This window comes from Streptomyces sp. NPDC001744, assembly GCF_042892575.1.
Classification (GTDB): domain Bacteria; phylum Actinomycetota; class Actinomycetes; order Streptomycetales; family Streptomycetaceae; genus Streptomyces.
This window is the reverse complement of sequence record NZ_JBIAUG010000004.1, coordinates 86,306-110,710: the sequence shown is the minus strand read 5'-3', so window position 1 is coordinate 110,710 and position 24,405 is coordinate 86,306. Positions and strand designations below refer to the sequence as shown.

22 protein-coding genes, 3 tRNA genes and 1 pseudogene are annotated in these 24,405 nt (G+C 73.2%); 13 read left to right on the top strand and 13 right to left on the bottom strand.

Annotated elements, in window-relative coordinates; all coding sequences use genetic code 11:
- Positions 1-106: 106 nt before the first annotated feature.
- From ACFYZY_RS06695 to ACFYZY_RS06685, 3 genes are all read left to right on the top strand, one after another.
- A complete protein-coding gene (locus ACFYZY_RS06695) occupies positions 107-1,144 on the top strand; it encodes a DUF1906 domain-containing protein (RefSeq protein ID WP_388690131.1) in 1,038 nt (345 codons plus the stop codon).
- Positions 1,145-1,269: 125 nt separating this feature from the next.
- Entirely contained in the window at positions 1,270-1,815 is a 546-nt protein-coding gene (locus ACFYZY_RS06690; RefSeq protein ID WP_388690129.1) for a SigE family RNA polymerase sigma factor, read from the top strand.
- 320 nt (positions 1,816-2,135) lie between these two features.
- Positions 2,136-3,788: a long-chain fatty acid--CoA ligase gene (locus ACFYZY_RS06685; protein WP_388690127.1), complete on the top strand. Its 1,653-nt coding sequence runs from the start codon at positions 2,136-2,138 to the stop codon at positions 3,786-3,788.
- 53 nt (positions 3,789-3,841) lie between these two features.
- On the opposite strand, the gene ACFYZY_RS06680 is transcribed toward ACFYZY_RS06685, so the two are convergent.
- Entirely contained in the window at positions 3,842-7,594 is a 3,753-nt protein-coding gene (locus ACFYZY_RS06680) for a PAS domain-containing protein (RefSeq protein ID WP_388690125.1), read from the bottom strand.
- A 167-nt stretch (positions 7,595-7,761) separates the two neighbouring features.
- Positions 7,762-8,190 (bottom strand): SSI family serine proteinase inhibitor, encoded by a 429-nt coding sequence (locus ACFYZY_RS06675; RefSeq protein WP_388690124.1) that lies wholly within the window; start codon positions 8,188-8,190, stop codon positions 7,762-7,764.
- Positions 8,191-8,575: 385 nt separating this feature from the next.
- Between ACFYZY_RS06675 and ACFYZY_RS06670 the strand changes: the two genes are divergently transcribed.
- The 3 genes from ACFYZY_RS06670 (at position 8,576) to ACFYZY_RS06660 (ending at position 9,979) form a co-directional block, all read left to right on the top strand.
- Positions 8,576-8,666: transfer RNA gene (locus ACFYZY_RS06670), tRNA-Ser, on the top strand.
- Positions 8,667-8,865: 199 nt separating this feature from the next.
- Positions 8,866-8,938: transfer RNA gene (locus ACFYZY_RS06665), tRNA-Arg, on the top strand.
- A gap of 207 nt (positions 8,939-9,145) precedes the next feature.
- Entirely contained in the window at positions 9,146-9,979 is an 834-nt protein-coding gene (locus ACFYZY_RS06660) for a BRO family protein (RefSeq protein ID WP_388690122.1), read from the top strand.
- 7 nt (positions 9,980-9,986) lie between these two features.
- Here the strand turns inward: ACFYZY_RS06660 and ACFYZY_RS06655 are convergent, their stop codons facing one another.
- The gene (locus ACFYZY_RS06655) at positions 9,987-10,388 is read right to left on the bottom strand and encodes a hypothetical protein (RefSeq protein WP_388690121.1); all 402 of its coding nucleotides are present in this window, start codon (positions 10,386-10,388) and stop codon (positions 9,987-9,989) included.
- 35 nt (positions 10,389-10,423) lie between these two features.
- Between ACFYZY_RS06655 and ACFYZY_RS06650 the strand changes: the two genes are divergently transcribed.
- The 6 genes and pseudogenes from ACFYZY_RS06650 (at position 10,424) to ACFYZY_RS06625 (ending at position 16,566) form a co-directional block, all read left to right on the top strand.
- A complete protein-coding gene (locus ACFYZY_RS06650) occupies positions 10,424-11,302 on the top strand; it encodes a DUF2797 domain-containing protein (RefSeq protein WP_388690120.1) in 879 nt (292 codons plus the stop codon).
- 299 nt (positions 11,303-11,601) lie between these two features.
- Complete coding sequence (locus ACFYZY_RS06645; RefSeq protein ID WP_388690119.1) at positions 11,602-12,513, top strand: amidohydrolase family protein; 912 nt, start codon at positions 11,602-11,604, stop codon at positions 12,511-12,513.
- Between the two features lie 129 nt (positions 12,514-12,642).
- Positions 12,643-13,386 carry a response regulator transcription factor gene (locus ACFYZY_RS06640; RefSeq protein ID WP_388690118.1) on the top strand — a complete coding sequence of 248 codons (744 nt, stop codon included), beginning with the start codon at positions 12,643-12,645 and terminating at the stop codon, positions 13,384-13,386.
- A gap of 6 nt (positions 13,387-13,392) precedes the next feature.
- A pseudogene (locus tag ACFYZY_RS06635) lies at positions 13,393-13,752 on the top strand (hypothetical protein); the annotation flags it as partial.
- A 481-nt stretch (positions 13,753-14,233) separates the two neighbouring features.
- Positions 14,234-15,763, top strand: coding sequence for an MFS transporter (locus ACFYZY_RS06630; protein ID WP_388690116.1), 1,530 nt, complete (start codon positions 14,234-14,236; stop codon positions 15,761-15,763).
- Positions 15,764-15,798: 35 nt separating this feature from the next.
- A complete protein-coding gene (locus tag ACFYZY_RS06625) occupies positions 15,799-16,566 on the top strand; it encodes a TetR/AcrR family transcriptional regulator (RefSeq protein ID WP_388690115.1) in 768 nt (255 codons plus the stop codon).
- 136 nt (positions 16,567-16,702) lie between these two features.
- Here the strand turns inward: ACFYZY_RS06625 and ACFYZY_RS06620 are convergent, their stop codons facing one another.
- Together ACFYZY_RS06620 and ACFYZY_RS06615 are read right to left on the bottom strand one after the other, a co-directional pair.
- Positions 16,703-18,337 (bottom strand): MDR family MFS transporter, encoded by a 1,635-nt coding sequence (locus tag ACFYZY_RS06620; protein WP_388690113.1) that lies wholly within the window; start codon positions 18,335-18,337, stop codon positions 16,703-16,705.
- Between the two features lie 34 nt (positions 18,338-18,371).
- Positions 18,372-18,815: a MarR family winged helix-turn-helix transcriptional regulator gene (locus ACFYZY_RS06615; protein WP_388690111.1), complete on the bottom strand. Its 444-nt coding sequence runs from the start codon at positions 18,813-18,815 to the stop codon at positions 18,372-18,374.
- 199 nt (positions 18,816-19,014) lie between these two features.
- Here ACFYZY_RS06615 and ACFYZY_RS06610 point away from each other — a divergent pair, with 199 nt between their 5' ends.
- Positions 19,015-19,245, top strand: a complete 231-nt coding sequence (locus ACFYZY_RS06610; protein ID WP_388690110.1) for a hypothetical protein — start codon at positions 19,015-19,017, stop codon at positions 19,243-19,245.
- A gap of 197 nt (positions 19,246-19,442) precedes the next feature.
- Here ACFYZY_RS06610 and ACFYZY_RS06605 read toward each other — a convergent pair whose 3' ends face one another.
- The 8 genes from ACFYZY_RS06605 to ACFYZY_RS06570 all read right to left on the bottom strand — a co-directional run bounded on the left by ACFYZY_RS06605 (position 19,443) and on the right by ACFYZY_RS06570 (position 24,384).
- Positions 19,443-20,345: an RNA polymerase sigma factor SigF gene (locus ACFYZY_RS06605; protein WP_388690108.1), complete on the bottom strand. Its 903-nt coding sequence runs from the start codon at positions 20,343-20,345 to the stop codon at positions 19,443-19,445.
- Between the two features lie 233 nt (positions 20,346-20,578).
- The gene (locus ACFYZY_RS06600; protein ID WP_388690107.1) at positions 20,579-21,550 is read right to left on the bottom strand and encodes an RNA polymerase sigma factor SigF; all 972 of its coding nucleotides are present in this window, start codon (positions 21,548-21,550) and stop codon (positions 20,579-20,581) included.
- A 235-nt stretch (positions 21,551-21,785) separates the two neighbouring features.
- A complete protein-coding gene (locus ACFYZY_RS06595) occupies positions 21,786-22,079 on the bottom strand; it encodes a Dabb family protein (RefSeq protein ID WP_388690106.1) in 294 nt (97 codons plus the stop codon).
- Between the two features lie 9 nt (positions 22,080-22,088).
- Positions 22,089-22,253 (bottom strand): hypothetical protein, encoded by a 165-nt coding sequence (locus tag ACFYZY_RS06590; protein ID WP_388690104.1) that lies wholly within the window; start codon positions 22,251-22,253, stop codon positions 22,089-22,091.
- A gap of 392 nt (positions 22,254-22,645) precedes the next feature.
- A tRNA-Ser gene (locus ACFYZY_RS06585) sits at positions 22,646-22,730 on the bottom strand.
- Positions 22,731-22,796: 66 nt separating this feature from the next.
- Positions 22,797-23,225: a tRNA adenosine(34) deaminase TadA gene (gene tadA / locus ACFYZY_RS06580; RefSeq protein WP_388690609.1), complete on the bottom strand. Its 429-nt coding sequence runs from the start codon at positions 23,223-23,225 to the stop codon at positions 22,797-22,799.
- Positions 23,226-23,410: 185 nt separating this feature from the next.
- Positions 23,411-23,947 carry a hypothetical protein gene (locus ACFYZY_RS06575; RefSeq protein WP_388690103.1) on the bottom strand — a complete coding sequence of 179 codons (537 nt, stop codon included), beginning with the start codon at positions 23,945-23,947 and terminating at the stop codon, positions 23,411-23,413.
- A gap of 227 nt (positions 23,948-24,174) precedes the next feature.
- Entirely contained in the window at positions 24,175-24,384 is a 210-nt protein-coding gene (locus ACFYZY_RS06570; protein WP_388690101.1) for a hypothetical protein, read from the bottom strand.
- Positions 24,385-24,405 lie beyond the last annotated feature (21 nt).

Below are 24,405 nucleotides of genomic sequence, written 5' to 3'. Positions count from 1 at the left end.
GCCCTTCACTCACGGCATGAGTACGAGTACGCCGCCCACGTTCCGATCTCCCCCGGGGCCCGCTTCCGCACCGGCTGCCGTGCCGGCCCCCGCCGTACGACGGGCGATGCCGTTCGCCCGGGCGCGAGCCGTGGCCGCCGTCCTGGTGGTGGCGGCGGCCGGGACGGCCCTCCTCAGCACTCCGGCGGTACCCGGCGCCCCGGCACCGGCTGCCGCTCCCGCGTCCGGCGCCGGTCCGCGCCCGGGCACCGCCCCGGCCCCCGGCGCGGGCCCGGCACCGGCGGCCGTCCCCGCGTCGGCCGTTGCCGAGGCGCGGTCGGGAGCAGCCGCGGGAGCCGTCTCCGGGACCGCCGCTCCCGCCGTCCCCGAGGTTTCCGACGGCTCCGTCCCCGCCTACTTCACCGGCAAAGCGTTCGACACCTGCGAGGCGCCGTCCCTCGATGTGATGAGGGCCTGGCGGGGTTCGCCGTACGGGGCCGTCGGGATCTACTTCGCCGGGCGGGGCCGGGGCTGTCCCGGCCAGCGGGAGCTCGGTCCCGGCTGGGTCGACTCGGTCCATGCCATGGGCTGGCGGCTGTTGCCGGTCTTCGTCGGCTCGCAGGCGCCGTGCGTCGAGGCTCCCGCCAAGAAGCCCTTCGCCATCGGAAGCAGCCCCTGGGAGCAGGGCACCGCAGAAGGAGGCGAAGCGGTGCGGGCGGCGCGCGCCCTGGGTCTGGGGACGAGCAGTCCGCTCTACCTGGACATCGAGTCCTACCGCCGGGGTGACGCGCCCTGTGCCGCGACCACCCTCACCTTCGTTCGCGGCTGGAACCGGGAGGTGCGGCGCCTCGGTTACCTCCCCGGCTTCTACAGCAGCGCGGACACCGGGGTGCGGGACATGGAGGCGCAGCGGAAGGCGGGTACGCAGGACCTGCCTTCCGTGATGTGGTTCGCGCGCTGGACGGGGCAGCCCTCGCCGGCCACCGAGGCCGTGCTGTCCCCGGCCGCCTGGACGCCGCACGCCCGGATCCACCAGTACGCGGGCAACGTCTCCGAGTCGTACGGCGGCCACCGCCTCGTGATCGACCGCAACGCCGTGGACGCGCCCGTCGCCCGTCCCGCCGTCACCCGTGTCGTCGCGGCGCGGGACCGCACCGGACCCTGAGCCGGGCGGGCGGGGCCTCCACCCACAGGAGGTCCGGCCGTCCCCGTCCCTCCGACCTGAGGCGGACGGCGGTTCGGGACCTGGGGCCGATCCGCCGGGCGCCCCTACCCTCCTAGCGTGGAGTCATGACTCCGCCACCCTCTGGCCCCGTCTGCGCCGGTGCCTCGCAGTACGCGTCGTATCCGACCTTCTCCGCGTACGTGCGGGCGCGCGGCCCCGTGCTCCTGCGTACCGCGCGTTCCCTGACGGCCAACCCGTCGGACGCGGAGGATCTCCTCCAGACCGCGCTCGCCAAGACCTTCGTCGCCTGGGAGCGCATCGAGGACCACCGCGCCCTGGACGGCTATGTGCGCCGGGCGCTGCTGAACACCCGTACGTCGCAGTGGCGCAAGCGCAAGGTCGACGAGTTCGTGTGCGAGGAGCTGCCCGAGCCCGCCGGCCTTCCCGGGACGGACCCGGCGGAGCGGCAGGCGCTGCGCGACGCGATGTGGCGAGCGGTGCTCAAGCTGCCGGAGCGGCAGCGCCAGATGGTGGTCCTGCGGTACTACGAGGACCTGAGCGAGGCCCGGACGGCCGAGGTGCTGGGGGTGTCGGTCGGCACGGTCAAGAGCGCGGTGTCCAGGGCGCTCGGCAAACTCCGGGAGGACCCGGAGCTGTACCCCGTACGGTAGGGAGGCCCCGGGGCACCCCCTGCGCGGTCCGGGAGCCCGGCCGCACCTCCTCGTACGTCCCGGGAGCCGGCCCGAACCTCTCCGCCCGCACCTCCTCGCCCGCACCTCCTCGTACGTCCCGGGAGCCCGCCCGAACCTCCCCGTGGGGCGGAAGGAGCGCGGGAAATGGTGGGGAAAGGGCCCGCCCGCCCTTTTCGGCTTTCCCCGTCGCCAGTAATCGCTGGCAATTTCCGTACTCCCAGGTAGTGACATACCACGCGGTACGTGCGCAGAATCTCCACACCCTTACTGCCACGTAGCGCCCATCGGGAGGACGCCCCGTGTACAGCACCATGCAGGACGTACAGCTGACCGTGAGCCGCATCCTCGAACACGGGATGACGATTCACGGGAAGTCCACCATCACCACCTGGACGGGTGAGTCCGAGCCGCAGCGGCGCACGTTCGCCGAGGCCGGGACCCGCGCGCACCAGCTGGCCAACGCCCTGCGCGACGAACTCGGCGTCACCGGCGACCAGCGGGTCGCGACCCTGATGTGGAACAACGCGGAGCACGTCGAGGCGTACTTCGCGATCCCCTCCATGGGCGCCGTCCTCCACACCCTCAACCTCCGCCTTCCCCCCGAGCAGCTGGTGTGGATCGTCAACCACGCCGTCGACCGGGTCGTGATCGTCAACGGCTCGCTGCTCCCCCTCCTCGCCCCGTTGCTCCCGCACCTGCCGACGGTCGAGCACGTCGTGGTCGCGGGTCCCGGCGACCGTTCCGTCCTGGACGGCGTCGCACCGCGCGTGCACGACTACGAGGAGCTGATCGCCGGCCGCCCGACCACGTACACGTGGCCGGAACTGGACGAGCGCACCGCCGCGGCCATGTGCTACACCTCCGGCACCACGGGCGACCCGAAGGGCGTCGTCTACTCCCACCGCTCGATCTACCTGCACTCCATGCAGGTGAACATGGCCGAGTCGATGGGCCTCACCGCCAAGGACACGACCCTGGTCGTGGTGCCCCAGTTCCACGTGAACGCGTGGGGCCTGCCGCACGCCACCTTCATGACCGGCATCAACATGCTCATGCCGGATCGTTTCCTCCAGCCGGCCCCGCTCGCCGACATGATCGAGCGCGAGAAGCCGACCCACGCGGCCGCCGTCCCCACCATCTGGCAGGGCCTGCTCGCCGAGGTCACCGCCAACCCGCGCGACCTCTCCTCCATGGCCCAGGTCACCATCGGCGGCGCGGCCTGTCCGCCCTCCCTCATGGAGGCGTACGACAAGCTCGGCGTCCGTCTCTGCCACGCCTGGGGCATGACCGAAACCTCTCCGCTGGGCACGATGGCCCACCCGCCGGCCGGCCTCACCGCCGACGAGGAGTGGCCGTACCGCGTCACGCAGGGCCGCTTCCCGTCCGGTGTCGAGGCGCGCCTCGTCGGCCCCTCCGGAGAGCACCTGCCCTGGGACGGCGAGTCGGCCGGTGAGCTGGAGGTGCGCGGCACCTGGATCGCGGGCGCGTACTACAGCGGCGTGGACGGCGAACCGCTCCGCCCCGAGGACAAGTTCAGCGCGGACGGCTGGCTCAAGACCGGCGACGTCGGCGTGATCAGCCCCGACGGCTTCCTCACCCTCACCGACCGTGCCAAGGACGTCATCAAGTCCGGCGGCGAGTGGATCTCCAGCGTCGAGCTGGAGAACGCGCTCATGGCGCACCCGGAGGTCGCCGAGGCGGCCGTCGTCGCCGTCCCGGACGAGAAGTGGGGCGAGCGCCCGCTCGCGACCGTCGTCCTCAAGGAGGGGGCGACGGCGGACTACGAGGCGCTCAGGGACTTCCTCGCGACGGAGGGCGGCATCGCCAAGTGGCAGCTGCCGGAGCGGTGGGCGGTCGTGCCGACGGTGCCGAAGACGAGCGTCGGCAAGTTCGACAAGAAGGTCATCCGCAAGCAGTACGCGGAGGGCGGACTGGACGTGACCCGGCTGTAGCCGGGCGGGAGTCGGGGAGGGGGAGGGCCGCGTGCCCTCCCCCTCCCGCCGTTCTAGTTGGTGCCGATCTTCGCGAGCAGGTCGACGATCCGGGCCTGCACCTCGGCGCTGTTGGAGCGCTCGGCCAGGAAGAGCACCGTCTCGCCCGAGGACAGCCCCGGCAGTTCGTCCCCGGCGAGGTCGGCGGAGGTGTAGACGACGAGCGGGGTGCGGTTGAGCCGGCCGTTCGCGCGCAGCCAGTCGATGATCCCGGCCCGGCGGCGGCGCACCTGCATCAGGTCCATCACCACGAGGTTCGGCCGCGTCTGCGCGGCGAGGGCGACCGCCTCGGTGTCCGTGGCGGCCCGCGCCACCTGCATCCCGCGCCGCTCCAGGGTGGCCGCCAGCGCCTCCGAGATGTCCTCGTTCTCCTCGATGAGGAGGACCCGGGACGGGTGCTGCTCGCTGTCGCGCGGCGCGAGCGCCTTGAGGAGTACGGCGGGATCGGCGCCGTACGCCGCCTCCCGGGACGCCTGCCCCAGCCCGGCCGCGAGCAGCACCGGCACCTCGGCCGCGACGGCGGCCTGGCGCAGGGACTGGAGCGCGGTACGGGTGATGGGACCGGTCAGCGGGTCCACGAAGAGAGCGGCCGGGAAGGCGGCGATCTGCGCGTCCACCTCCTCACGGGAATGGACGATCACCGGCCGGTAGCCGCGGTCGCTCAGCGCCTGCTGGGTGGAGACGTCGGGCGCGGGCCAGACGAGCAGCCGGCGCGGGTTGTCCAGCGGCTCCGGGGGGAGCTCGTCGTCCACGGGGCGCGGGGCGGGCCGGTTGGCGACCTCGACCGCGCCACCCGGACCGTCGAGCGGCTCGGGACCCTCCGCGGAACCCTCGGCGGGCGCCCCTATGGCGTACGCGCGGCCTTCGGGCGCGGAGGACGCGGTCTCCGGCTGCGGATACGCCTGCGCCGGCGGATGCGGGTGCGGCCCGGCGTCGGGTCCGGCCGGAGCGGGGAGCGCCGACGGGACCGGCGGGTCCACCTCGGGCGGGGCGGCGAGCCTGCGCCGGCGCCCGGAGCCGTTGGAGGGGGCCTCGGAAGCGGGGGCACCGGGCACCGGAGGGGCCGGCGGGACGGCCCGGGGCATCTGCGGGGCCGGCGGGTTCGGCGCGGCCTGCGGAGCCGGCGGGACGAACGGAACGCCCTGCCCCAGGGTCCGGACGCTGAACGCCCGCCCGTGGGTCCCGCGGGTCGCCTCCCTGGGCATGGGCAGCTCGGGCGGCAGCGGTACGGAGCCGGTACCGGTGGCGGAAACGGCGTCGGTGCCGGGCTGTGCCTCCGGCGGCGGGGGCGCGACGGCCCGGCGGCGCCCGGTCGGCTCCACGGGCATGGGGGCCGGGGCGGGGCCCGGTCCCGGCATCGGAAGCGGCGGGGCCTGCGCGGGCGGCGGAGGCGCCGGGGAAGGCGACTGCGGCGTGCGACCGGCGTCCGGAAGCGCCCGTACGGCCTCGTACCCCCCCTCGTCGGAGACCGGCGGGCCGGTCACGGGAGCGGCGGGGAGGGGCGCCTCGCGGTCGGCGTCGGCGGGCGGCAGCGCGAACGGGGTCCTGGGTCCGGCCTCGGCGGCGGCCGCCCGTTCCTGCGCGGCGGCCAGCGCGCGCCGCCGGCGCCCGCTCGGCCGCGCCGGGGCCTCCTCGGAGGCGACGGCCGGCAGGGCGCGGGCCAGGGCGGGAGCGCCCGCCGGTTCGACGGGGACGCCCTGCGGCGGTACGGCCGCACCGAGCGCGGCACGTCCCTGCGCCCCCTCGGCGGCGGTCACGACGGAGCCCTCGGCGGGTCGGCCCCGGCGGCGCCCGGTGGGCTCCACGGGCGCGCCGGCCGGAGCGGTCGCGCCGGGAACGGAAGGAGCGGGGGCGGGCGCGTTCTGCTGGGCCGGGATCAGGTCGGCCGCCGTGGCGGACCCTCCCGCACGGGCCCGGCGACGGCCGCCGGACCCGGCCGGAGCGTCGTCCTCCGGCACGACCGGGCTCTCCAGGAAGGCGTCCGTGGAACCGCGCCGGGCCCGCCGCCGCCCTCCGCCGGGAACTTCCGCGGCCGCGTCCGCGCCGGGACCGGACGCGGACGGCGCGAGGGGCGCCGGCGGCGTACCGGGCGCGGGTGGCGCGGCGGCGGGCGGCGCGACCGGTTCCGACGACGCCTGCGCGGGCAGGGCGAGGGCCTCGCGGCCGCCCGCCGCGCCGTCGTTCCGGGCCGGGGGCGGCGGAGCGGGAACCGTGCCCCGCCCCGCGCCGACCGGTACTTCGAGGACGTACGCGCCACCGCTCGTGCCCGGCACCTCGTGGGTCTGCACGACACCGCCGTGCGCCGCCACGATCCCGCGCACGACGGGTCCGTGGACCGGGTCGCCGCCCGCGTACGGACCGCGGACCTCGATCCGTACGACGTCACCGCGCTGGGCGGCCGCGACGACGATCGTGGAGTCGGCCGGTACGGAACCCTGGGCGGTGGCCCGGTTCTTGCCGGTCGCGTCGACTCCGGCGACGTCCGCGACGAGGTGCGCGAGGGCGGTGGCGAGCCGGGCCGGGTCCACCTCGGCCTCGATGGGCGGCGCGTGCACGGCGAACTGCGCGCGGCCGGGCCCGATCAGCTCCACGGCCCCGTCGATGCCGGCCGACACGACCTCGTCGAGGAGCGCGACGTGCTTGTCGAGCTTCTCCGCGCCCGCGTCGAGGCGCTGGTACTCCAGGACGTTGTCCACGAGCGCCGTCATCCGGGCGTACCCGGCGGCGAGGTGGTGCAGCACCTGGTTGGCCTCGGGCCACAGCTGCCCGGCGTCGTCGGCGGCGAGGGTGCCGAGCTGGGCGCGCAGCTCCTCCAGGGGGCCGCGCAGCGACTCGGCGAGGACGGCCGTCAGCTGTTCGTGGCGGGCGGCGAGCGAGGCGTACCGCTCCTGCTGGACCTCCCGCTCCGCCGCCGCCCGTTCGGCGCGGTCGGCGAGTTCGGCGGCGTGCTGCTCGACGAGCTGTTCGTACGGCCTGCGGTCGGTGAAGGTCATCACCGCGCCGACGAGCTGGTCGCCGTCCCGCACCGGAGCGGTCGTCAGGTCGACCGGGACCCGCTCGCCCTTCTTCGACCACAGCGCCTGCCCCCGCACCCGGTGCTTGCGACCGGACTTGAGGGTGTCGGCGAGCGGCGACTCCTCGTACGGGAAGGGCTCGCCGTCGGCCCGCTTGGCGAGGATCAGCGGGTGCAGTTCCTGGCCGCCGAGTTCGCCGGCGCGGTAGCCGAGGATCTGGGCGGCCGCGGGGTTGACGAGGACGACCCGGCCGTCGGTGTCCGTGCCGACGACGCCCTCGGCGGCGGCGCGCAGGATCATCTCGGTCTGCCGCTGCGAACGGGCGAGTTCGGCCTCGGTGTCGACGGTGCCGGTGAGGTCGCGCACGACCAGCATGAGCAGTTCGTCGCCGGTGTAGCCGCTGTGGGAGGCGTACGCCTCGCGGCCGTCCTCCAGGCTGGCGCTGGTCACCTCGACGGGGAACTCGCCGCCGTCCGTGCGCCGGGCGACCATCCGGGTCGGCTTGGTGCGGCCCCGCTCGTCGGTGTTCTCGGGGCGGCGCATGGAGCCGGGGATGAGGCGCGAGTCGAACTCGGGCAGCAGGTCGAGCAGACCGCGGCCGACGAGCGCGGTGCCCGGCGTCTCGAACATGCCGAGGGCGATGCTGTTGGCGTTGACGACCGTGCCGTTGCAGTTGACGAGCACCAGGCCGTCGGGGAGGGCGTCGAGTATGGCTGCGAGGCGAGCAGCGCCCCGGGATGGCCTGCTGCTCACGACGACGCTTCCTCCCTGACGCACTGCACGCGCTTGGCCTGTCGGCCGGCCGGTCCCATCTTGCCCCTCGGACCGCGGCCTGTCACTGAAGGGAGTCTAAGGGAGGCGGGGGCCGGTACTCCCGGACGCCGCCGCCGGCCGTCGTTCCCGCACCGCATCTCCGCACGTCACCCCCGGACGAGGGGAAGGACCGGTTCCAGGTTCTCCCAGCGGTCGATCTCGCAGCCGTTCGCGCGGGAGAACCGCGCGTCGACCTCCCGTCCGCGCCAGCTCCCGGTCACGCGGGCGACGACGGGCCCGCCGTACACCTGCGTGCAGAGCCGGTCCTCCGGAACCGGGAGGAACGGGTCCTCGTCCGCGGCGGCGAGCTCGGCCAGACGCGCGCAGGCGCGCTCGGCGGCCGGGTGGTCGCCCCCGGCCCGCTCCTCGCACCTCAGCTCGAAGGTGCCGTCGGCGTCGGGATGGCCGCTCCGGGAGATCGCCACGGTCAGCACGTCGGGCGCCGGCGCCCGGAACAGGGGCAGCGGCGGCAGGGGTCCGAGAGCGGCGGCTCCGGCGGTGGTGGCGAGTGTCGCGAGGACGAGACGGCGCAGCATGCGGATCTCCAGGAGCGCGGGGGTGCGGGGCTCTTGACGGGGACGGGGACGGGGTACGGCGGGCGGGGTACGGAGTACGGCGGGCGGGCGGACGCGGCGCAGGGGGTGCCCCGCTCCGTTCCCTCTCATCCCTCTAACGCTCCGGCCGCCGCGGCGTTGCGCAAGCGGGGTGCGCCGGGCGGGCGGGGCGGGTGCGGCATGCGGGTGGGACGCGGTGGACACGGCGTGCGGGCGGGGGCGGACGGGCCCGGACGCGCAGGGGAACGGGCGGCGGCGGGGCTTTGCCCTGACCCCCGGAGGGCTAGTACGGTGAGAATCGATTGGTGACACACGGTCCGCCTGTGTCATCATCTGCACGCACCACCCGCGTATGCGTGAGGTGCATGGAGGCGTCGCCTAGTCCGGTCTATGGCGCCGCACTGCTAATGCGGTTTGGGTCTTAAAGCCCATCGAGGGTTCAAATCCCTCCGCCTCCGCCCCCACCGAAGCCCCGGCCACCAGGCCGGGGCTTCGGTCGTTCCCGCTCCTCCCCCTCCCCTCGGGCGCGGGACGTTTCCGCAGTTCACAAGGGGTGGGGGGATCGGATTTCACATGACGGCGGCAGTCATGTAATGTTCTTCCTGTCGCCGCGAGCGGGTCGAAAGACCGGGGAGCGAAGACAAGAACTGAAAACAAGCACTCGTAGCTTAACGGATAGAGCATCTGACTACGGATCAGAAGGTTGCAGGTTCGAATCCTGCCGAGTGCACAGTGAATCAAGGGCCCGGACATTATGTCCGGGCCCTTGGCGTTGTGGTGCCGTGAGGTCGTCGGCAGGGCCCGCGGAGGGCGGGTTCCGGGCCGGGTGGGCTTCCGGGGGAACTCCGGAAGGCTTCCCCTTTTGGGTGAACCTGTCTGATTTGCATGTCAGTTGAATATGCCTTCGTCCTAGCGTGCGAGACGGAGGTGATGATCGATGGACGCGATCGACATCGATGACGTGGTGTACGCCGCCACCGGGGAGCGCCTGCGGAGGCTGACCGCCCCGGACGGGGCCCACTGGTTTCCGGTGGTGGACGTGGCCAGGCGCCTGGGGTACGGGGGGACGCGGGAGGCGCTGCGGACGGTGGCGCTGCCCGGGGAGAGCCTGGCGTCCGCGCGGGAGATCGCGGGGGACGAGGAGTTCCTCCGCCGGTGCGGGATCAGGGCGTCGGCGCGGATGGTGAGCCTCCAGGGGCTCGTCCAGCTCGTCGGGGCGTGCCGGAAGCCGGAGGCCGGGCCGTTCCGGGCGTGGGTGGCCGAGGTGGTGGCGTCCGTCCAGCGGTACGGCGGGTACGGGCTCGAACCCTCACCGGTGCACGCCGGGTTCCTCCTGCCGCCGGAACTCGTCGACGTCCTCGTACGCCTCGAAGGGCGGCTCGACGAGCAGGCCGTCGCGTACGCCGAGCGGGTCGAGTACGCGGAGCTGCTCCGCGAGACCCGGCAGAGCCTCTCCAGGGTCGCCGACTCCCTGGAGCGGTTCGCCGTGCCCCGCCAGCGCACCGGGGGGACCGGCGGCGCCGGCCCGCTCAGTCCGCGGGCACTGGTCGACTCCTGGGCCATCACCGGGGACGTGCGGACGGTGGCGGACTGCCTCGCCCCCGGGCTCGTCCGGGGCGGGGTGCGCTACCGGGCCCAGGACGTCATCCGCCGCACCGGCCTCTCCTGCGAGCGCGTCCACGCCTGCGTACGGCTCCTCGTCGAACGCGGATGCATGAGGGAGGCCGGGGAGCCCCAACCGGACGGGACCCGGATCTACGTCCTGCCCTGATCCGGACCTACGGGTCCGCCCGGCCCGGCGGACCCACCGCCACCACCTGGTACGCGTCCGCGTGGACGATCGGGCCCGGGGACGCCGATTCCAGGCGCACGCAGGACACGCCGTGATCCCGCAGGATGCGCAGGTACGGGGCGACCCGGGCCAGTGCCTCGGTCGCCGTCGGCCGGAACCAGGCGGCGGCGCCCGGGTTCACCACCGGGTCGTAGACCGTGGGGTCGGTCTTCGACGGGTCCGGGAGGTGCGCGTCGTACCAGTCGTTCGAGACGCGCCAGAGCGCGTACTCGCCGGGGAGGAGCCGGCCCTCCCGCGCCAGCGCATTGGCCAGGCCGAAGACACCCGGGTAGCGGCCCCGGGGGCTCCGGACCGGGGACTGGAAGCGGACGTAGCGGAGACTGGACACCCGGGGAGCATAGGGATCGGCGGGGAGGCGCGGGCGTGGAGTGGCGGTGCCGGGGGATCACCTGGGACGGCGGGACGGCGGGGCTGCGGTGGCAGGGCGGGAGGGTCAGCACGCTCGCGCACGGGCAGCCGCTCGCCTTCCGCGCCGTCGGGGTCCGGCGGTGTCCGGGGGCCCGGGGCAACCCCTGCCCCCTGACGGCCGCCGTGCCCGGCCGGGCCACCGGCGGGCGGTGCGCGGAGTGCGCGCGGCTCGACCGGGCCCACTCGGTCGCGGCCGACACCGTCGCGGACGATCCCCAGCCGTACCGCGTCTACCTGGCCTGGTTCGGACCCGGCATGACCAAGGTGGGCATCACCGCCGAGGCCCGGGGCGAGACCCGGCTCCTGGAGCAGGGAGCCGTCGCGTTCAGCTGGCTCGGCCGGGGACCGCTGATGGCCGCCCGGCGCACCGAGGAGGTCCTGCGGCAGGCGCTCGGCGTGCCCGACCGGGTGGCGTACGAGCGGAAGCGGGCCGCCCGGCACGTCCTGCCGCCCGCCGCCGACCGGGCCCGGGAGGTCGAGGAGCTGTACCGGCGCGCCCGGGCGGTCGGCGGGTGGACCGAGACCCTGGAGCCGCTGGAGTTCGCCCCGCGCGACCACGCCGGGGTCTTCCACCTCGACGGGCTGCCGCCGCTCTCCGGCACGGTCACCGAACTGACCGACGGCGGAGCCGTCACCGGCCGACTGCTCGCCGCCGCCGGCCCCGACCTGCACCTCCTCGCCCCGGACGGGCGCTGTCTCGCCCTCGACACCCGGCTCATGGGCGGGTGGAGCCTCCGGGGGGCCGAGGAGGGGGACGGCTTCTCGGTGCCGGTGGCACCGGCGGTGTCCTCGGAGGATCCGAGCGAGCGGGGGGAACAGGGGGAGCTTTTCTGAAGGGTTCCTCCGGGAGCCGGGGCCGGGGGGAAGGGCCTGCGGAATCGAGAAGGCCGGGGGGCGGGAGGAAGGGCCTGCGGAATCGAGAAGGCCGGGGCTCCGGGGCCGGAGGGCGGGCGGGACCTGCGGCGGGCTTCCGGGGGCCGGGAGCGCTCCGTAACGTCTTGGGCCTCTTCGGCCGGAGGCATCGACATCAGGGGGCCGCCCCCGCGAGGGTGAACGCATGACCCCGAAACCGGTGGTGGGCCTCCCACCGTCCCACTGCGTCGCTGTCGCCGAGGCCGAGCGGAGTGGCGGCCATGAAGGGGACTGACGGCGCGGACGGGACGGTCGGCGTGGTGGACGTTCCGGCGCTTCTCGCGCGGCTCGGTGTCCCCGGGCTCGTGGACGTGCACACCCACTTCATGCCCCAGAACGTCCTCGACAAGGTCTGGGCCTACTTCGACGCCGTCGGCCCCCTGACCGGCCTGGAGTGGCCCATCACCTACCGCGAGGAGGAGGACCGGCGACTCGCCCTTCTGCGGGGGTTCGGTGCGGTCGCCTTCACCGCGATGCTCTACCCGCACAAGCCCGGCATGGGCGCCTGGCTGAACTCCTGGGCCGCCGACTTCGCCGCCCGCACCCCCGACTGCCTGCACACCGCGACCTTCTTCCCCGAAGCGGGCGTCGACCGGTACGTCCGGGAAGCGCTCGACGCCGGGGCGCGGGTCTTCAAGGTGCACCTCCAGGTGGGCGGGTTCGACCCGAACGACGCGCGGCTCGACGCGGTGTGGGGGGACCTCGCCGACAGCGGCACCCCCGCCGTCGTCCACTGCGGTTCCGGGCCCGCCCCGGGGAACTTCACCGGGCCCGGCCCCGTGGGGCGGCTGCTCGCCCGGCACCCCCGGCTGCGGCTGATCGTCGCGCACATGGGGATGCCCGAGTACACGGACTTCCTCTCCCTGGCCGAGCGGTACGAGGGCGTCCACCTCGACACCACCATGGCGTTCACCGACTTCGGCGAACGGCTCGCGCCCTTCCCGGAGGCGGAACACGGGCGGCTCCTCGGCCTCGGCGACCGGATACTCCTCGGGTCGGACTTCCCCAACATCCCGTATCCGTACGCCCACCAGCTCCACGCGCTCGAACGTCTCGGGCTCGGGGACGACTGGCTCCGGCGGGTCCTGTACGAGAACGGGGCCGCGCTGTTTCACGTGAAACCGGCCGGCTGAGCCCTGTTACTCCCGGTCTCTCTTGTTTCACGTGAAACCACGTCGGCCGGGCCCGGGGCCGGTCGTTTCTCAGGGAATTCACAGGAAAGGGAAAGGGGCCTTTCAGCGGAGGCCGTCAGCGTGAGGCCCATGACCGTCACCCCCCATCGCACGAGCGCCCGGGCCGACATGCTCCGCGCCGACGGGACCGCCGTCCGGGTCCTCGTCGTCGACGACGAGGCGTCGCTCACCGAACTGCTCTCCATGGTCCTGCGCTACGAGGGCTGGCAGGTCATGAGCGCCGGGGACGGAGCCACCGCCCTGCGCTCCGTGCGGGAGTTCCGGCCCGACGCCGTGGTCCTGGACATGATGCTGCCCGACGGCGACGGGCTGGATCTGCTCGGCTCGATCCGGCGCGAGCTCCCCGACGTGCCGGTGCTCTTCCTGACGGCGAAGGACACCGTGGGGGACCGGATCGCCGGACTCACGGCGGGCGGCGACGACCACGTGACCAAACCCTTCAGTCTGGAGGAGGTGGTGGCCCGGCTGCGCGGCCTCGTCCGCAGGTCCGGAGCCGCGCGGATCCGCAGCGAGTCGCTGCTCGCCGTCGGGGACCTGACCCTCGACGAGGACAGCCACGAGGTCACCCGGGGCGGCGACCCGATCCACCTCACGGCGACGGAGTTCGAGCTGCTGCGCTACCTCATGCGCAATCCGCGCCGGGTGCTCAGCAAGGCGCAGATCCTCGACCGGGTCTGGTCGTACGACTTCGGCGGCCAGGCCAACGTCGTGGAGCTCTACATCTCCTATCTGCGCCGGAAGATCGACGCGGGCCGCCCCCCGATGATCCACACCCGGCGCGGAGCCGGATACCTCATCAAACCGGGGGAGTAGCGCCCGGTGTCACGCGGTGTACGGCGGCCGTGGTCGCCGCGGACCCGGCTCGTCGTGTCGGCGGTCGCCGGCGCCGTGCTCGTCCGGGTGGCCCTGCGCCCGCCGCGACGGGTCGCCGTCACCGCGCGCCAGGTCGCCCGTCTCTCCCTGCCCAGCGGGGAGGTGGCGCTCCCTCGGCGGGTGCCGGAGACGAGGGCCGATCCGCGCACGGAGGTCGGCCGGGTCGCCACGGCCCTCAACCGGATGCCCGACCACGTCCACTCGGCCCTCGACGCGCGCCGGCGGAGCGAGACCCGGGTCCGGCGGTTCGTCGCGGACGCCGGCCACGAGCTGCGCGCCCCGCCCGCCGTCGCCGGGGCCCACGCCGCCGAGGCGCCCGAGGTGCGCTCCGTACGCCTCGAACAGAAGGGGCACGGACAGGCCCCGCACGCGGTGTGGCCGACGTCGGACGCGCCCGCCCCCGCCCGCATGGACGTCGATCCGTCCACCGACCCGAACGCGCCGCTCCCCCCCGAACGCGCCGCTCCCCCTGGTCGCGCCGCTCGTCTCCGGCCACTCGGACCTGGCGACCGGCTCCCGGCTCACGCGTTCCTCGCGGGTGGTGCGCGGCCCGAAGCGGGAGGTCGTCTCCCGCGCGTCCCGCCTGATCCCGCGCTCCTCGCTCGCGGCCCGGTTCCCGGACGCGCGGTGCGGGTGCGAGGCCGTACGGCGCGAGGTCGCCGAGCGGCCGCTCCCGATGGCCGAATCTCCCTCCGTACCGGCGCGAAATAATCCCTGTACGGCGTAAGAGAGTCCCTTGTACGGTGTACGAGAAAAAGCCCCGTACACCGTACAAGGAGTCCTGCCCATGACGGCGACGACCGCCGCGAACGAACCGACCGCCGTCCCCGGCGGCCATCCGCAGCGCTGGCTGATCCTCGGCGTCATCTGCCTGGCCCAGCTCACCGTGCTGCTCGACAACACCGTGCTCAGCGTCGCCATCCCGTCGCTGACCTCGGAACTCCACGCCTCCACTGCCGACATCCAGTGGATGGTCAACGCGTACTCGCTCGTCCAGTCCGGTCTCCTCCTGACCGCCGGCAACGCCGCCGACCGCTACGGCCGCAAGAAGCTCCTCGCGGCCGGACTCGCGCTCTTCGGCCTCGGCTCGCTCGCGGCCGGGCTCGCCGGTTCCACCGCCCAGCTGATCGCCGCCCGCGCGGGCATGGGCATCGGCGGCGCGCTGCTCATGACCACCACGCTCGCCGTCGTCATGCAGATCTTCGACGACTCCGAGCGGGTCAAGGCCATCGCCCTGTGGGCCACCGTCGGTTCGCTCGGCTTCGCGGCCGGACCGCTGATCGGCGGGGTCCTCCTCAACCACTTCTGGTGGGGGATGATCTTCCTGATCAACATCCCGGTCGCGTTCGTCGGCCTGATCGCCGTCGTCAAGCTGGTTCCCGAGTCCAGGAACCCCCAGGGGGAGCGGCCCGACCTGGTCGGCGCGCTGCTCTCCACCGTCGGCATGACCGCCGCCGTGTACGCGATCATCACCGGCCCCGAGCACGGCTGGACCTCCGCCGAGGTGCTGGTCCCGGCGGGCGTCGGCGTCGCCGTCCTCGCCGCCTTCGCCCGGTGGGAGCTGCGCGTTCCGTACCCGATGCTCGACATGCACTTCTTCCGCGACCGGAAGTTCGTCGGCGCCGTCGCCGGCGCGATCCTGGTCATGTTCGGCATGGGCGGCTCGCTCTTCCTGCTCACCCAGCACCTGCAGTTCGTCCTCGGCTACGAACCGCTGGAGGCCGGCCTGCGGATGGCCCCGCTCGCCCTGACCGTGGTCGCGCTCAACCTCACCGGTGTCGGCCCGCGGATCGTGATGAGGCTGGGCACCGCGCCCACCGTGGCCGTCGGCATGACCCTGGTCGCGGCCGGCCTCACCTCGATCGCCCTGATCGGTGGCGGTGCGAACAGCAGTTACTGGGGCATGCTCCTGGGCCTCGTCCTGATGGGCATCGGCCTCGCGGTCTCCAACCCGGCCATGGCCAACGCCATCATGAGCGCCATCCCGCCGGAGAAGGCCGGAGTGGGCGCGGGCGTCAACGGGACCCTCGCCGAGTTCGGCAACGGCCTGGGCGTCGCCGTTCTCGGCGCCGTCCTCAACGCGCGCTTCGCCGCCCTCGTCACCGTCACCGCGACCTCGCTGCCCGCGGCCCTCGCGGCGGCCGGGAGCGACGCCCAGCGGGCGCAGATCTCCGACGCCTTCGCCTCCGGTCTCCAGACCAGCCAGCTGGTCGGCGCGGTCGCCGTCTTCGCGGGCGGCCTGCTCGCCGCGGCCCTGCTCGGCCGGGCCGAACGGGCGGAGAAGGCCGGGGCCGCACAGGGAGCGGCGGCTGCCTAGCATGGTCACGAAGCACTGACAGACGGAGGAACGCGATGGTCAAGGCAGCCGACCGGGCCAAGAACCCGGCGCGTTCCAGCGTCTGGCTGGAGGACCGGTCCCCCCGTGCCGGAGGCGGCCCGGCCGGGCTCGACCGGGACCGGATCGTCGTCGCCGCGATCCGGATGCTCGACGAGGAGGGCCTGACCGGCCTGTCGATGCGCAAGCTCGCGTCCGAACTGGGCGTCACGGCCATGTCGCTCTACTGGTACGTGGACACCAAGGACGACATCATCGAGTACGCCGTGGACACCGCCTACGGGGAGATCGACCTCGCCGCGGTCGACGCCGCGGGCGGCTGGCGGGACCGGATCAGGGTGCTCGCCCTGGCCTACCGGCGGATGCTGGTCCGCCACCCGTGGATGGCGCCGTGCGCCGGCCAGTACCTGAACATCGGCCCGTGCGCGATCGCCGTCGGCGCCAAGATCCACGAGACGATCCGGGACACCGGCCTGCCGACGCACCGCTGTCCCAGCGCGATGTCGGCGGTCTTCCAGTTCGTGTACGGCTACGGGACGATCGAGTCGCAGTTCCAGCGGCGGGCGGCGAAGACCGGCATGTCGCAGGACGACTTCTACGGGGAGTCGATCAAGGCGCTCCGCGAGGAACCGCAGTTCGTGGAGGCGCTCGAACCGATGACGGAACTCCTCGACGAGCGCGCCTCGCACGGCACCGTCAGCGAGATCTGGGACCGCGACTTCGCCTACGCCCTCGACGTCCTGGTCGCCGGCATCGAGGTGATGGTGGCGCGGGAGCGGGGGTGAGGGCGGGCGCGACGGCGTCGCGGGGGACGGGCGCGCCGCGGAAACGGGAGAACGACGGAGCGGCGGGCCGTCCCCTGCCCGCCGCTCCGTACCCGACCCGGCCGCGCCTCCGCTCGAAGCGCGGCCGGGAGCTCTGTTACCGCCCCGTCTGCCCGGCGGCAGCGGTGGTGGCGTCCGCCTTCACGTCGTCGCCCTTGTTGCTCTTGAGGGCGACCTCCTTGATGAAGAGCGTCACCACGAAGGCGAGCAGCGCGAACGGCGCCGAGTAGAGGAAGACGTCCGCGACGCCGTGTCCGTACGCGCTCTCCATGACCGTGCGGATCGGGGCCGGCAGCTTGTCCATGTCGGGGATGCCGCCGCCCGAACCGCCCTTGCCCAGGGCGCCCGCGGCCTTCGGGCCGAGTTCGGTCAGGCCCTCCTTGACGTAGTCCGTGACCCGGTGGGCCATGACCGCGCCGAGCGCCGAGACGCCGATCGCGCCGCCCAGGGAGCGGAAGAAGGTGACGACGGAGGAGGCGGCGCCGAGGTCGGCGGGGGCCACCTGGTTCTGGGTGCAGAGCACCAGGTTCTGCATCATCATGCCGAGGCCGAGGCCCAGGACCGCCATGAAGATCGCGATGTGCCAGTACGCCGTGTCGTAACGGATCGTGCCGAGCAGGCCGAGGCCGCCGGCGGCCAGGGCGCCACCGCTGACCAGCCACGACTTCCACCTGCCGGTCTTGGTGATGACCAGGCCGGAGACGGTGGAGGAGATGAACAGGCCCGCGATCATCGGGATGGTGAGGACGCCGGACATGGTCGGCGACTCGTTCCGCGCGAGCTGGAAGTACTGGCTGAAGAAGACCGTGCCGGCGAACATCGCGACGCCCACGAAGAGCGAGGCGAGCGAGGCCAGGGTGATCGTCCGGTTGCGGAACAGGCGGAGCGGGATGATCGGCTCGCTCGCCTTCGACTCGACGAGGAGGAAGAGCCCGCCGAGGGCGAGGGAGCCGAGGAGCATGGCGGCCGTCTGCCAGGACATCCAGTCGTACTTGTCGCCCGCGAAGGTGACCCAGACGAGCAGCAGGGAGACGGCGGCGCTGACGAAGAAGGCGCCGGCCCAGTCGACCTTGACCTGGCGCTTCACGACGGGGAGCTTCAGGGTCTTCTGCAGGACGATCAGGGCGATGACCGCGAAGGGCACGCCGACGTAGAAGCACCAGCGCCAGCCGAGCCACTCGGTGTCGGTGATGACGCCGCCGAGCAGCGGGCCGCCGACGGTGGCGACGGCGAAGGTCGCGCCGAGGTAGCCGCTGTACCGGCCGCGCTCGCGCGGGGCGATCATCGCGGCCAGGATGATCTGGGAGAGGGCGGTGAGGCCGCCGACGCCGATGCCCTGGACGACACGGCAGGCGATGAGCATGCCGGAGCTCTGCGAGAGGCCGGCGACGACCGAGCCCGCGACGTAGATGATCAGGGCTATCTGGACGAGCAGCTTCTTGGAGAAGAGGTCGGCGAGCTTGCCCCAGAGCGGGGTGGTCGCGGTCATCGACAGGAGGGACGCGGTCACGACCCAGGTGTAGGCGGACTGACCGCCACCCAGGTCGGTGATGATCTGCGGCAGGGCGTTGGAGACGATCGTCGAGGAGAGAATGGCGACGAACATGCCCAGCAGCAGCCCGGACAGCGCCTCCATGATCTGCTTGTGCGTCATCGGGGCGCCGCCGGAGGCGGTGTCCCCCTCCTTGGCGCTTCCGCCGAGCACACCGGTGCCTGGTGTGGTGGTAGCCATCAACTTCCTTCGTTCTCGAGCGTGGTGGACGTTCTCAAGCGTGGTGGGCCCGGCAGTCCCCGAAGGAATCGCGGAGGCGGGCGAGCAGGGTGGTGAGCAGTTCGACGTCTTCGTCGGACCACCCCCCGAGGGTGCGGGTGAGCATGTCCGTCAGCCGTCGGTCGAGGACGGCGAGCATGGACTCGCCCGCCGGGGTCAGGCGGAGGATGCGGGAACGCCGGTCGGCGGGGTCGGGCAGTCGCTCGACCCACCCGCGGTCCACGGTGTGGGCCACGTGGCGGCTGCTGACCGACATGTCGACGGCCATCAGCTCGGACACGCGGCCCATCCGCATGTCGCCGTGGTGGTTCAGCAGGGCGAGGACGATCGCGGAGCCGCTGGGGCACTCGGCCGGCAGGGTCCGCGCGAGTCCGCGCTTCACCGCTCCGATGGCACTCACCTGGCGGGCGAGGTTCTCGTACCGATTTCCGCTGTCCATCGCGCACTCCACCGGGTTCTCCCCCTATGTTGTTGCTTAGGGCAACCATAGAGATGGATGGTTGCTCCAGGCAAACTAAATCGGTCAAATGGCGCTAAAGAATCGGCAAAGGCGGGTGAGAGGCGCCGGGCGGGGTGTCCGGACCGGAGCGGGGGGACCGGGCTTGGGCCCTCACCCCGACTTCGCTAGGGTCCGGCCCATGACACACAACCCCCAAGCACCGTACGGCCAGGGTCAGGGCCAGGGCCCCGAGGGCTCCTTCGACCCCGCCGGCAACACCCAGATGTTCCGCGCCTTCGTCGACGAGGGGGCCCCGCAGCGGCAGCAGCCACAGGCCGTCGCCGCTTCGGGCCCCCGGGTCGGCCTGATCGCGGGCGTGGTCGCGGCCGTCGTCGTCCTCGCCGTCGTCGCCTGGCTGGCGTTCGGCTGACCGCTCCGCACGCGCGCCCCCGTCCCGGCGTGGATGCCCGTCCCGGCGGCCGGTCTCGTCCTGGCGGGCCGGTCCCGCTCCGGCGCGGTTGTCCCGGCCCGGACGGCGGTGCACGGGCCGCGAACGGCCGGCGTCCCCCTCGGGGGGCGCCGGCCGTTCGCGTTCCGGGCGGCCTCCGGGGCCGCGGGGCGAGGGCGTCAGTCGGAGATGAGGCCGTCGCGAAGCTGGGCGAGCGTGCGGGTGAGCAGGCGCGAGACGTGCATCTGGGAGATGCCGACCTCCTCGCCGATCTGCGACTGGGTCATGTTGGCGAAGAAGCGCAGCATGATGATCTGCCGCTCGCGGGGCGGCAGCTTGGCGAGCAGCGGCTTGAGCGACTCGCGGTACTCGACGCCTTCGAGCGCCGTGTCCTCGTACCCCAGGCGGTCCGCGAGGGAGCCCTCGCCGCCGTCGTCCTCGGGCGAGGGGGAGTCGAGCGAGGAGGCGGTGTACGCGTTGCCCACGGCGAGGCCGTCGACCACGTCCTCCTCCGACACGCCCAGGACGGCGGCGAGCTCGGCGACGGTCGGGGAGCGGTCGAGCTTCTGGGCGAGTTCGTCGCCGGCCTTGGTGAGGGCGAGGCGCAGCTCCTGGAGGCGGCGCGGGACCCGTACCGACCAGGAGGTGTCGCGGAAGAAGCGCTTGATCTCCCCGACGACCGTCGGCATCGCGAACGTCGGGAACTCCACGCCCCGCTCGCAGTCGAACCGGTCGATCGCCTTGATCAGGCCGATGGTGCCGACCTGGACGATGTCCTCCATCGGCTCGTTGCGGGAGCGGAAGCGGGCGGCAGCGTACCGGACGAGGGGGAGGTTGAGCTCGATGAGGGTGTCGCGGACGTAGGTCCGCTCCGGGCTGTCGGCGGTGGCGCCCTCGGCGTCCAGGGCGCGCAGCCGCAGGAAGAGGGAGCGGGAGAGGGTGCGGGTGTCGAGGGCGCCGGACGGCACGGCCACCGGGGGCGCGGTCTCCGCGCTTTCGGGCGCGGTCGGCGCGGTCGTCTGCGTGGGCACGGGAACGGGCGTGAGCGTGAGCACCTTGGAGCTGCCCAGTTCTGTGGACATGCCACCCCCTTGAGGTCGCGGACGGTCGCGGTGCCGCGACCGTCTGAGGAACGCAGCCACCACCTGAATACCGGCGGTGGGGCTGCGGCAAACGCGGTTCCAGCAGAATGTCACATGTCGGCAACACGCTGTAGTGACTTGTCGACACATCGAGTGTGCATATCCGCAGGAAACAAGGGGTGTGCGGCATTTGGGGAGCGGGGGAACTCCTCCGAGGGGTCTACCCGTTCCAGCTACGCTTCGATCCTGTTTGCGGACCTCAATCGTGCGAAGCTGCGGGCGAGGAGCCTTGACACGTGCATCTGGGAGACGCCGAGCTCCTGGCTGATCTGGGACTGGGTCAGATTGCTGTAGTAGCGCAGCATCAGGATGCGCTGCTCCCGCTCGGGCAGTTGTACGAGGAGGTGCCGGACCAGGTCCCGGTGCTCGACCCCGGCCAGGGCGGGGTCCTCGTAACCGAGCCGGTCGAGCAGTCCGGGCAGCCCGTCGCCCTCCTGCGCCGCCTCCAGGGAGGTGGCGTGGTACGAGCGCCCGGCCTCGATGCAGGCGAGCACCTCGTCCTCCCCGATCCGCAGCCGCTCCGCGATCTCGGCGGTCGTCGGGGAGCGGCCGTGGGCGGTCGTCAGGTCCTCGGTGGCGCCGTTCACCTGCACCCACAGCTCGTGCAGTCGGCGGGGCACGTGCACGGTCCGGACGTTGTCGCGGAAGTACCGCTTGATCTCGCCGACCACCGTCGGCATCGCGAACGTCGGGAACTGCACGCCGCGGTCCGGGTCGAAGCGGTCGATGGCGTTGATCAGGCCGATGGTGCCGACCTGGACGACGTCCTCCATCGGCTCGTTGCGGGAGCGGAAGCGGGCCGCCGCGTACCGCACGAGGGGCAGGTTGGCCTCGATGAGGGCGCCGCGCACCCGGTCGTGCTCGGGGGTGCCCGGCTCCAGGTTCTTGAGCTTGCCGAAGAGGACCTGGGTGAGGGCGCGGGTGTCGGCGCCGCGGGTGCTCTGGGGGCGTTGGCGCGGGGACGCCGGGGCCTGGGGGCGCGGAGGGGCGGGGGGCTCCGCGGTCGGGGGGTGCGAAGGGGCGGCCGGCTCCGGGCGCCGGTCGCGCGGCCCGGAGGGTTCCGGCTCCCGGGGGCGCGCGGACTCCGGGCCGCCTGCCTCGTGCTGGGGCGGGACTTGAGGTGCTGTACTGGCCGGCACGTTCACGCCACCCCTTTGGCTGGTCCTGCGGGTCGACTGGGTTCAACTGGGCTCGACCGGGTCAACTACGGTCAACTCATCCGTCAAAAGCGGTCATAGCATCACAAGACATGTCCACTGTGTGCAAGCACCCCAAAACTACGTGTTGAGGGATTCAAACACCCGAAAACGTGACCGGGAACCCGCGAGGCCCCCCGCCGGAACGGCGGGGGGCCTCGTCGAACGCGCGCGGGCGCCGGAACTAGAAGGCGTAGTCCGCGATCACCCAGGTGGAGAACTCCCGCCATTGGGCGACACCCGCCTGGTGGGCGGGGTGCTCCAGATAGCGCTGGAGGGCGTCGGTGTCCTCGACGGCCGAGTTGATGGCGAAGTCGTACGCGATCGGCCGGTCCGTGATGTTCCAGTCGCACTCCCAGAACCGCAGCTCCGGGATCTGCTCCCCGAGCGCCCGGAACGCCTCGACGCCGGCGACGACGCGCGGCTCGTCACGGGAGACGCCCTCGTGGAGCTTGAAGAGGACCAGATGGCGGATCACGGAGGGCTCCTAGTTGATGAGTTCGGTCATGAACTGGCCGACCCCCTGGGCGGCGCTGGAAATGCCCTCGAACCCTACCTGGACCAGGTCGGCCGCCCGGGCCGGGGACGTGACGATCGTGTACAGCACAAAGACCACGACCGCGTACAGCGCGACCTTCTTCGCCTGCGCCATTCCAGCCCTCCCCTGTTCCCCCGCCGCACGACCGCGCCACTCTAACCGAGCCTCCGGGGACCAAGAGCCCGGAGACGGAGGACTTTTTCTGCCCGCCGAAAGGGTGACGGGCCCGCAGGACGGAGGACGGGCCCGGAGGGTCCGGCAGGAACCCGAGGGGCTCCCGGAACCGGCCCGCGCCGCGAGGCTCCCCCCGACGGCGGCGCGGGTGTCCGGTGGACCGGTTCCCCCGGGGGAGCGGCTTGTCCCCCCGATGCCGATCCCCCGACCGGCCGGGGGAAGGCCCCGACCCGCGTCCGCGCGGGGCCGGGGTCTTCCCGTACGGGGCGTCACCCCGCTTCCCGGGTACGCCGAAGGGCCCGGCGCATCTGCGCCGGGCCCTTCGATCGAAGCGGTAGCGGAGGGATTTGAACCCTCGGTGAGTTTCCCCACACTCGCTTTCGAGGCGAGCTCCTTCGGCCGCTCGGACACGCTACCGAGAGAGAGCTTAGCCGAAACTTCCGCAGCGATGAAATCCGTGTCCCGCCGCAGGTGGGGCGGGGGTCAGCGGGTGCGGAAGAAGGCCGTCAGCCGCTCCGCGCACTCGTCGCCGAGCACGCCGTGGATCACCTCGGGGCGGTGGTTGAGCCGCCGGTCCCGTACGAGGTCCCAGAGCGAACCGGCCGCACCCGCCTTCTCGTCCGGGGCCCCGAACACCACCCGCTCCACCCGCGACTGGACCAGGGCGCCCGCGCACATCACGCAGGGCTCCAGGGTCACGACCAGCGTGCAGCCCGTGAGCCGCCACTCCCCGGTCGCCGCGGCCGCCCGGCGTAGGGCCAGGACCTCGGCGTGCGCGGTGGGGTCGCCGACCGCCTCCCGCTCGTTGTGCGCGCGGGCGAGGACCTTCCCGTCCGGCCCCAGGACGACCGCGCCGACCGGTACGTCGCCGGCCGGCACGGCCTCGTCGGCCTCGGCGAGGGCGAGCCGCATGGCGTCCCGCCAGGGATCCCGTACGGGGTCCCGCACGGAGTCCCCCGAGGGGTTCCGTACGGGACCGGCTTCCGGAGGGGACGACGGGGAGACCGCCGGACCGGTCGCCGGAGGCACCGGCCGGCCGGCCGCGGGGCCGGGCACGGTGCCGTGCGGTGGGTCGGGGACAGGGACCGCCGGTGTCACTAGCGGACGGCCTCCAGGACCTCGGCGGCGCCCAGCGCGTCCGCGATCTCCGAGAGCGCGTCGGTCTCCAGGGCGAGGAGGTCGGCCGGCGCGAGGCCGAGGTCCGCCAGGATCAGCCGGTCGCCCACCGGAGCGGCCGGGACGGCCTCGGCGGCCACGGGGTCCGCCTCGTCGTCCTCGTCCCCGGCGGCTTCGACCGGCTCCCCGTCCTCCGTACCGTCCAGGTCCAGCGACTCCAGCGCGTCGACCAGGTCGTCCGGATCGTCACCGAGGATCTCCCGGGTGAGCATCTCCCCGTACGAGGAACGAGCGGCGGCGGCGGCGTCCGAGACGTAGATGCGAGGGTCTTCCTCACCCTCGATCCGCACGATCCCGAACCACGCGTCCTCCTGCTCGATGAAGACGATCACCGTGTCGTCGTCCGAGGCCTCGCGGGCCAGCTCGGCCAGATCCGACAGACTCTCCACGTCGTCGAGCTCCGTGTCGCTCGCTTCCCACCCGTCTTCGGTGCGCGCGAGCAGTGCGGCGAAGTACACCTGACTCTCTCCCACTGATCAGAGGTGTGACGTTCCGGCGGCGCGGTCCTGAGCCCCGCCCTTCGGCATCGTGACAGAAACGGCGCCCCCAGGAGAGGTCTTCGGCTCTTGCGTCGTGCATCAGTCTGAACGACCCCACCGGCGGGCGGGCGTGCGACCCCGGCGCACTCGGGGGGCGCACGTCCGCCACCGGCCCGTTCCCGCCGACCGGGCGCGTTCGGGCGGCCTCACCAGCGGAAGGTCCGCATCCGCATCGCCTGGCGCATCCGGGCCGCGCGGGCGCGCCGCGGCTGCACGCGTTCGCGCAGCGCCTTGGCCTCGTTCAGCTCGCGCAGGAACTGGGCGCGGCGCCTGCGGCGCTCCGCGTCGGTCTCCGTCGCCGACCCCGGAGCCGCCCTCTCGGCGAGTCCTTCGGACGGTTCATGCTGGTCGGGCATCTGCCACACCACCCCATCGCC

Excerpts from the sequence above, each read along its gene's own strand:
- ACFYZY_RS06695 (WP_388690131.1), top strand. The coding sequence starts at position 107 with ATGCCGTTCGCCCGGGCGCGAGCCGTGGCCGCCGTCCTGGTGGTGGCG.
- ACFYZY_RS06690 (WP_388690129.1), top strand. The coding sequence starts at position 1,270 with ATGACTCCGCCACCCTCTGGCCCCGTCTGCGCCGGTGCCTCGCAGTAC.
- ACFYZY_RS06675 (WP_388690124.1), bottom strand. The coding sequence starts at position 8,190 with ATGCTGCGCCGTCTCGTCCTCGCGACACTCGCCACCACCGCCGGAGCC.
- ACFYZY_RS06660 (WP_388690122.1), top strand. The coding sequence starts at position 9,146 with ATGGACGCGATCGACATCGATGACGTGGTGTACGCCGCCACCGGGGAG.
- ACFYZY_RS06645 (WP_388690119.1), top strand. The coding sequence starts at position 11,602 with ATGAAGGGGACTGACGGCGCGGACGGGACGGTCGGCGTGGTGGACGTT.
- ACFYZY_RS06640 (WP_388690118.1), top strand. The coding sequence starts at position 12,643 with ATGACCGTCACCCCCCATCGCACGAGCGCCCGGGCCGACATGCTCCGC.
- ACFYZY_RS06630 (WP_388690116.1), top strand. The coding sequence starts at position 14,234 with ATGACGGCGACGACCGCCGCGAACGAACCGACCGCCGTCCCCGGCGGC.
- ACFYZY_RS06625 (WP_388690115.1), top strand. The coding sequence starts at position 15,799 with ATGGTCAAGGCAGCCGACCGGGCCAAGAACCCGGCGCGTTCCAGCGTC.
- ACFYZY_RS06620 (WP_388690113.1), bottom strand. The coding sequence starts at position 18,337 with ATGGCTACCACCACACCAGGCACCGGTGTGCTCGGCGGAAGCGCCAAG.
- ACFYZY_RS06615 (WP_388690111.1), bottom strand. The coding sequence starts at position 18,815 with ATGGACAGCGGAAATCGGTACGAGAACCTCGCCCGCCAGGTGAGTGCC.
- ACFYZY_RS06610 (WP_388690110.1), top strand. The coding sequence starts at position 19,015 with ATGACACACAACCCCCAAGCACCGTACGGCCAGGGTCAGGGCCAGGGC.
- ACFYZY_RS06605 (WP_388690108.1), bottom strand. The coding sequence starts at position 20,345 with ATGTCCACAGAACTGGGCAGCTCCAAGGTGCTCACGCTCACGCCCGTT.
- ACFYZY_RS06590 (WP_388690104.1), bottom strand. The coding sequence starts at position 22,253 with ATGGCGCAGGCGAAGAAGGTCGCGCTGTACGCGGTCGTGGTCTTTGTG.
- tadA (WP_388690609.1), bottom strand. The coding sequence starts at position 23,225 with ATGCGGCTCGCCCTCGCCGAGGCCGACGAGGCCGTGCCGGCCGGCGAC.
- ACFYZY_RS06570 (WP_388690101.1), bottom strand. The coding sequence starts at position 24,384 with ATGCCCGACCAGCATGAACCGTCCGAAGGACTCGCCGAGAGGGCGGCT.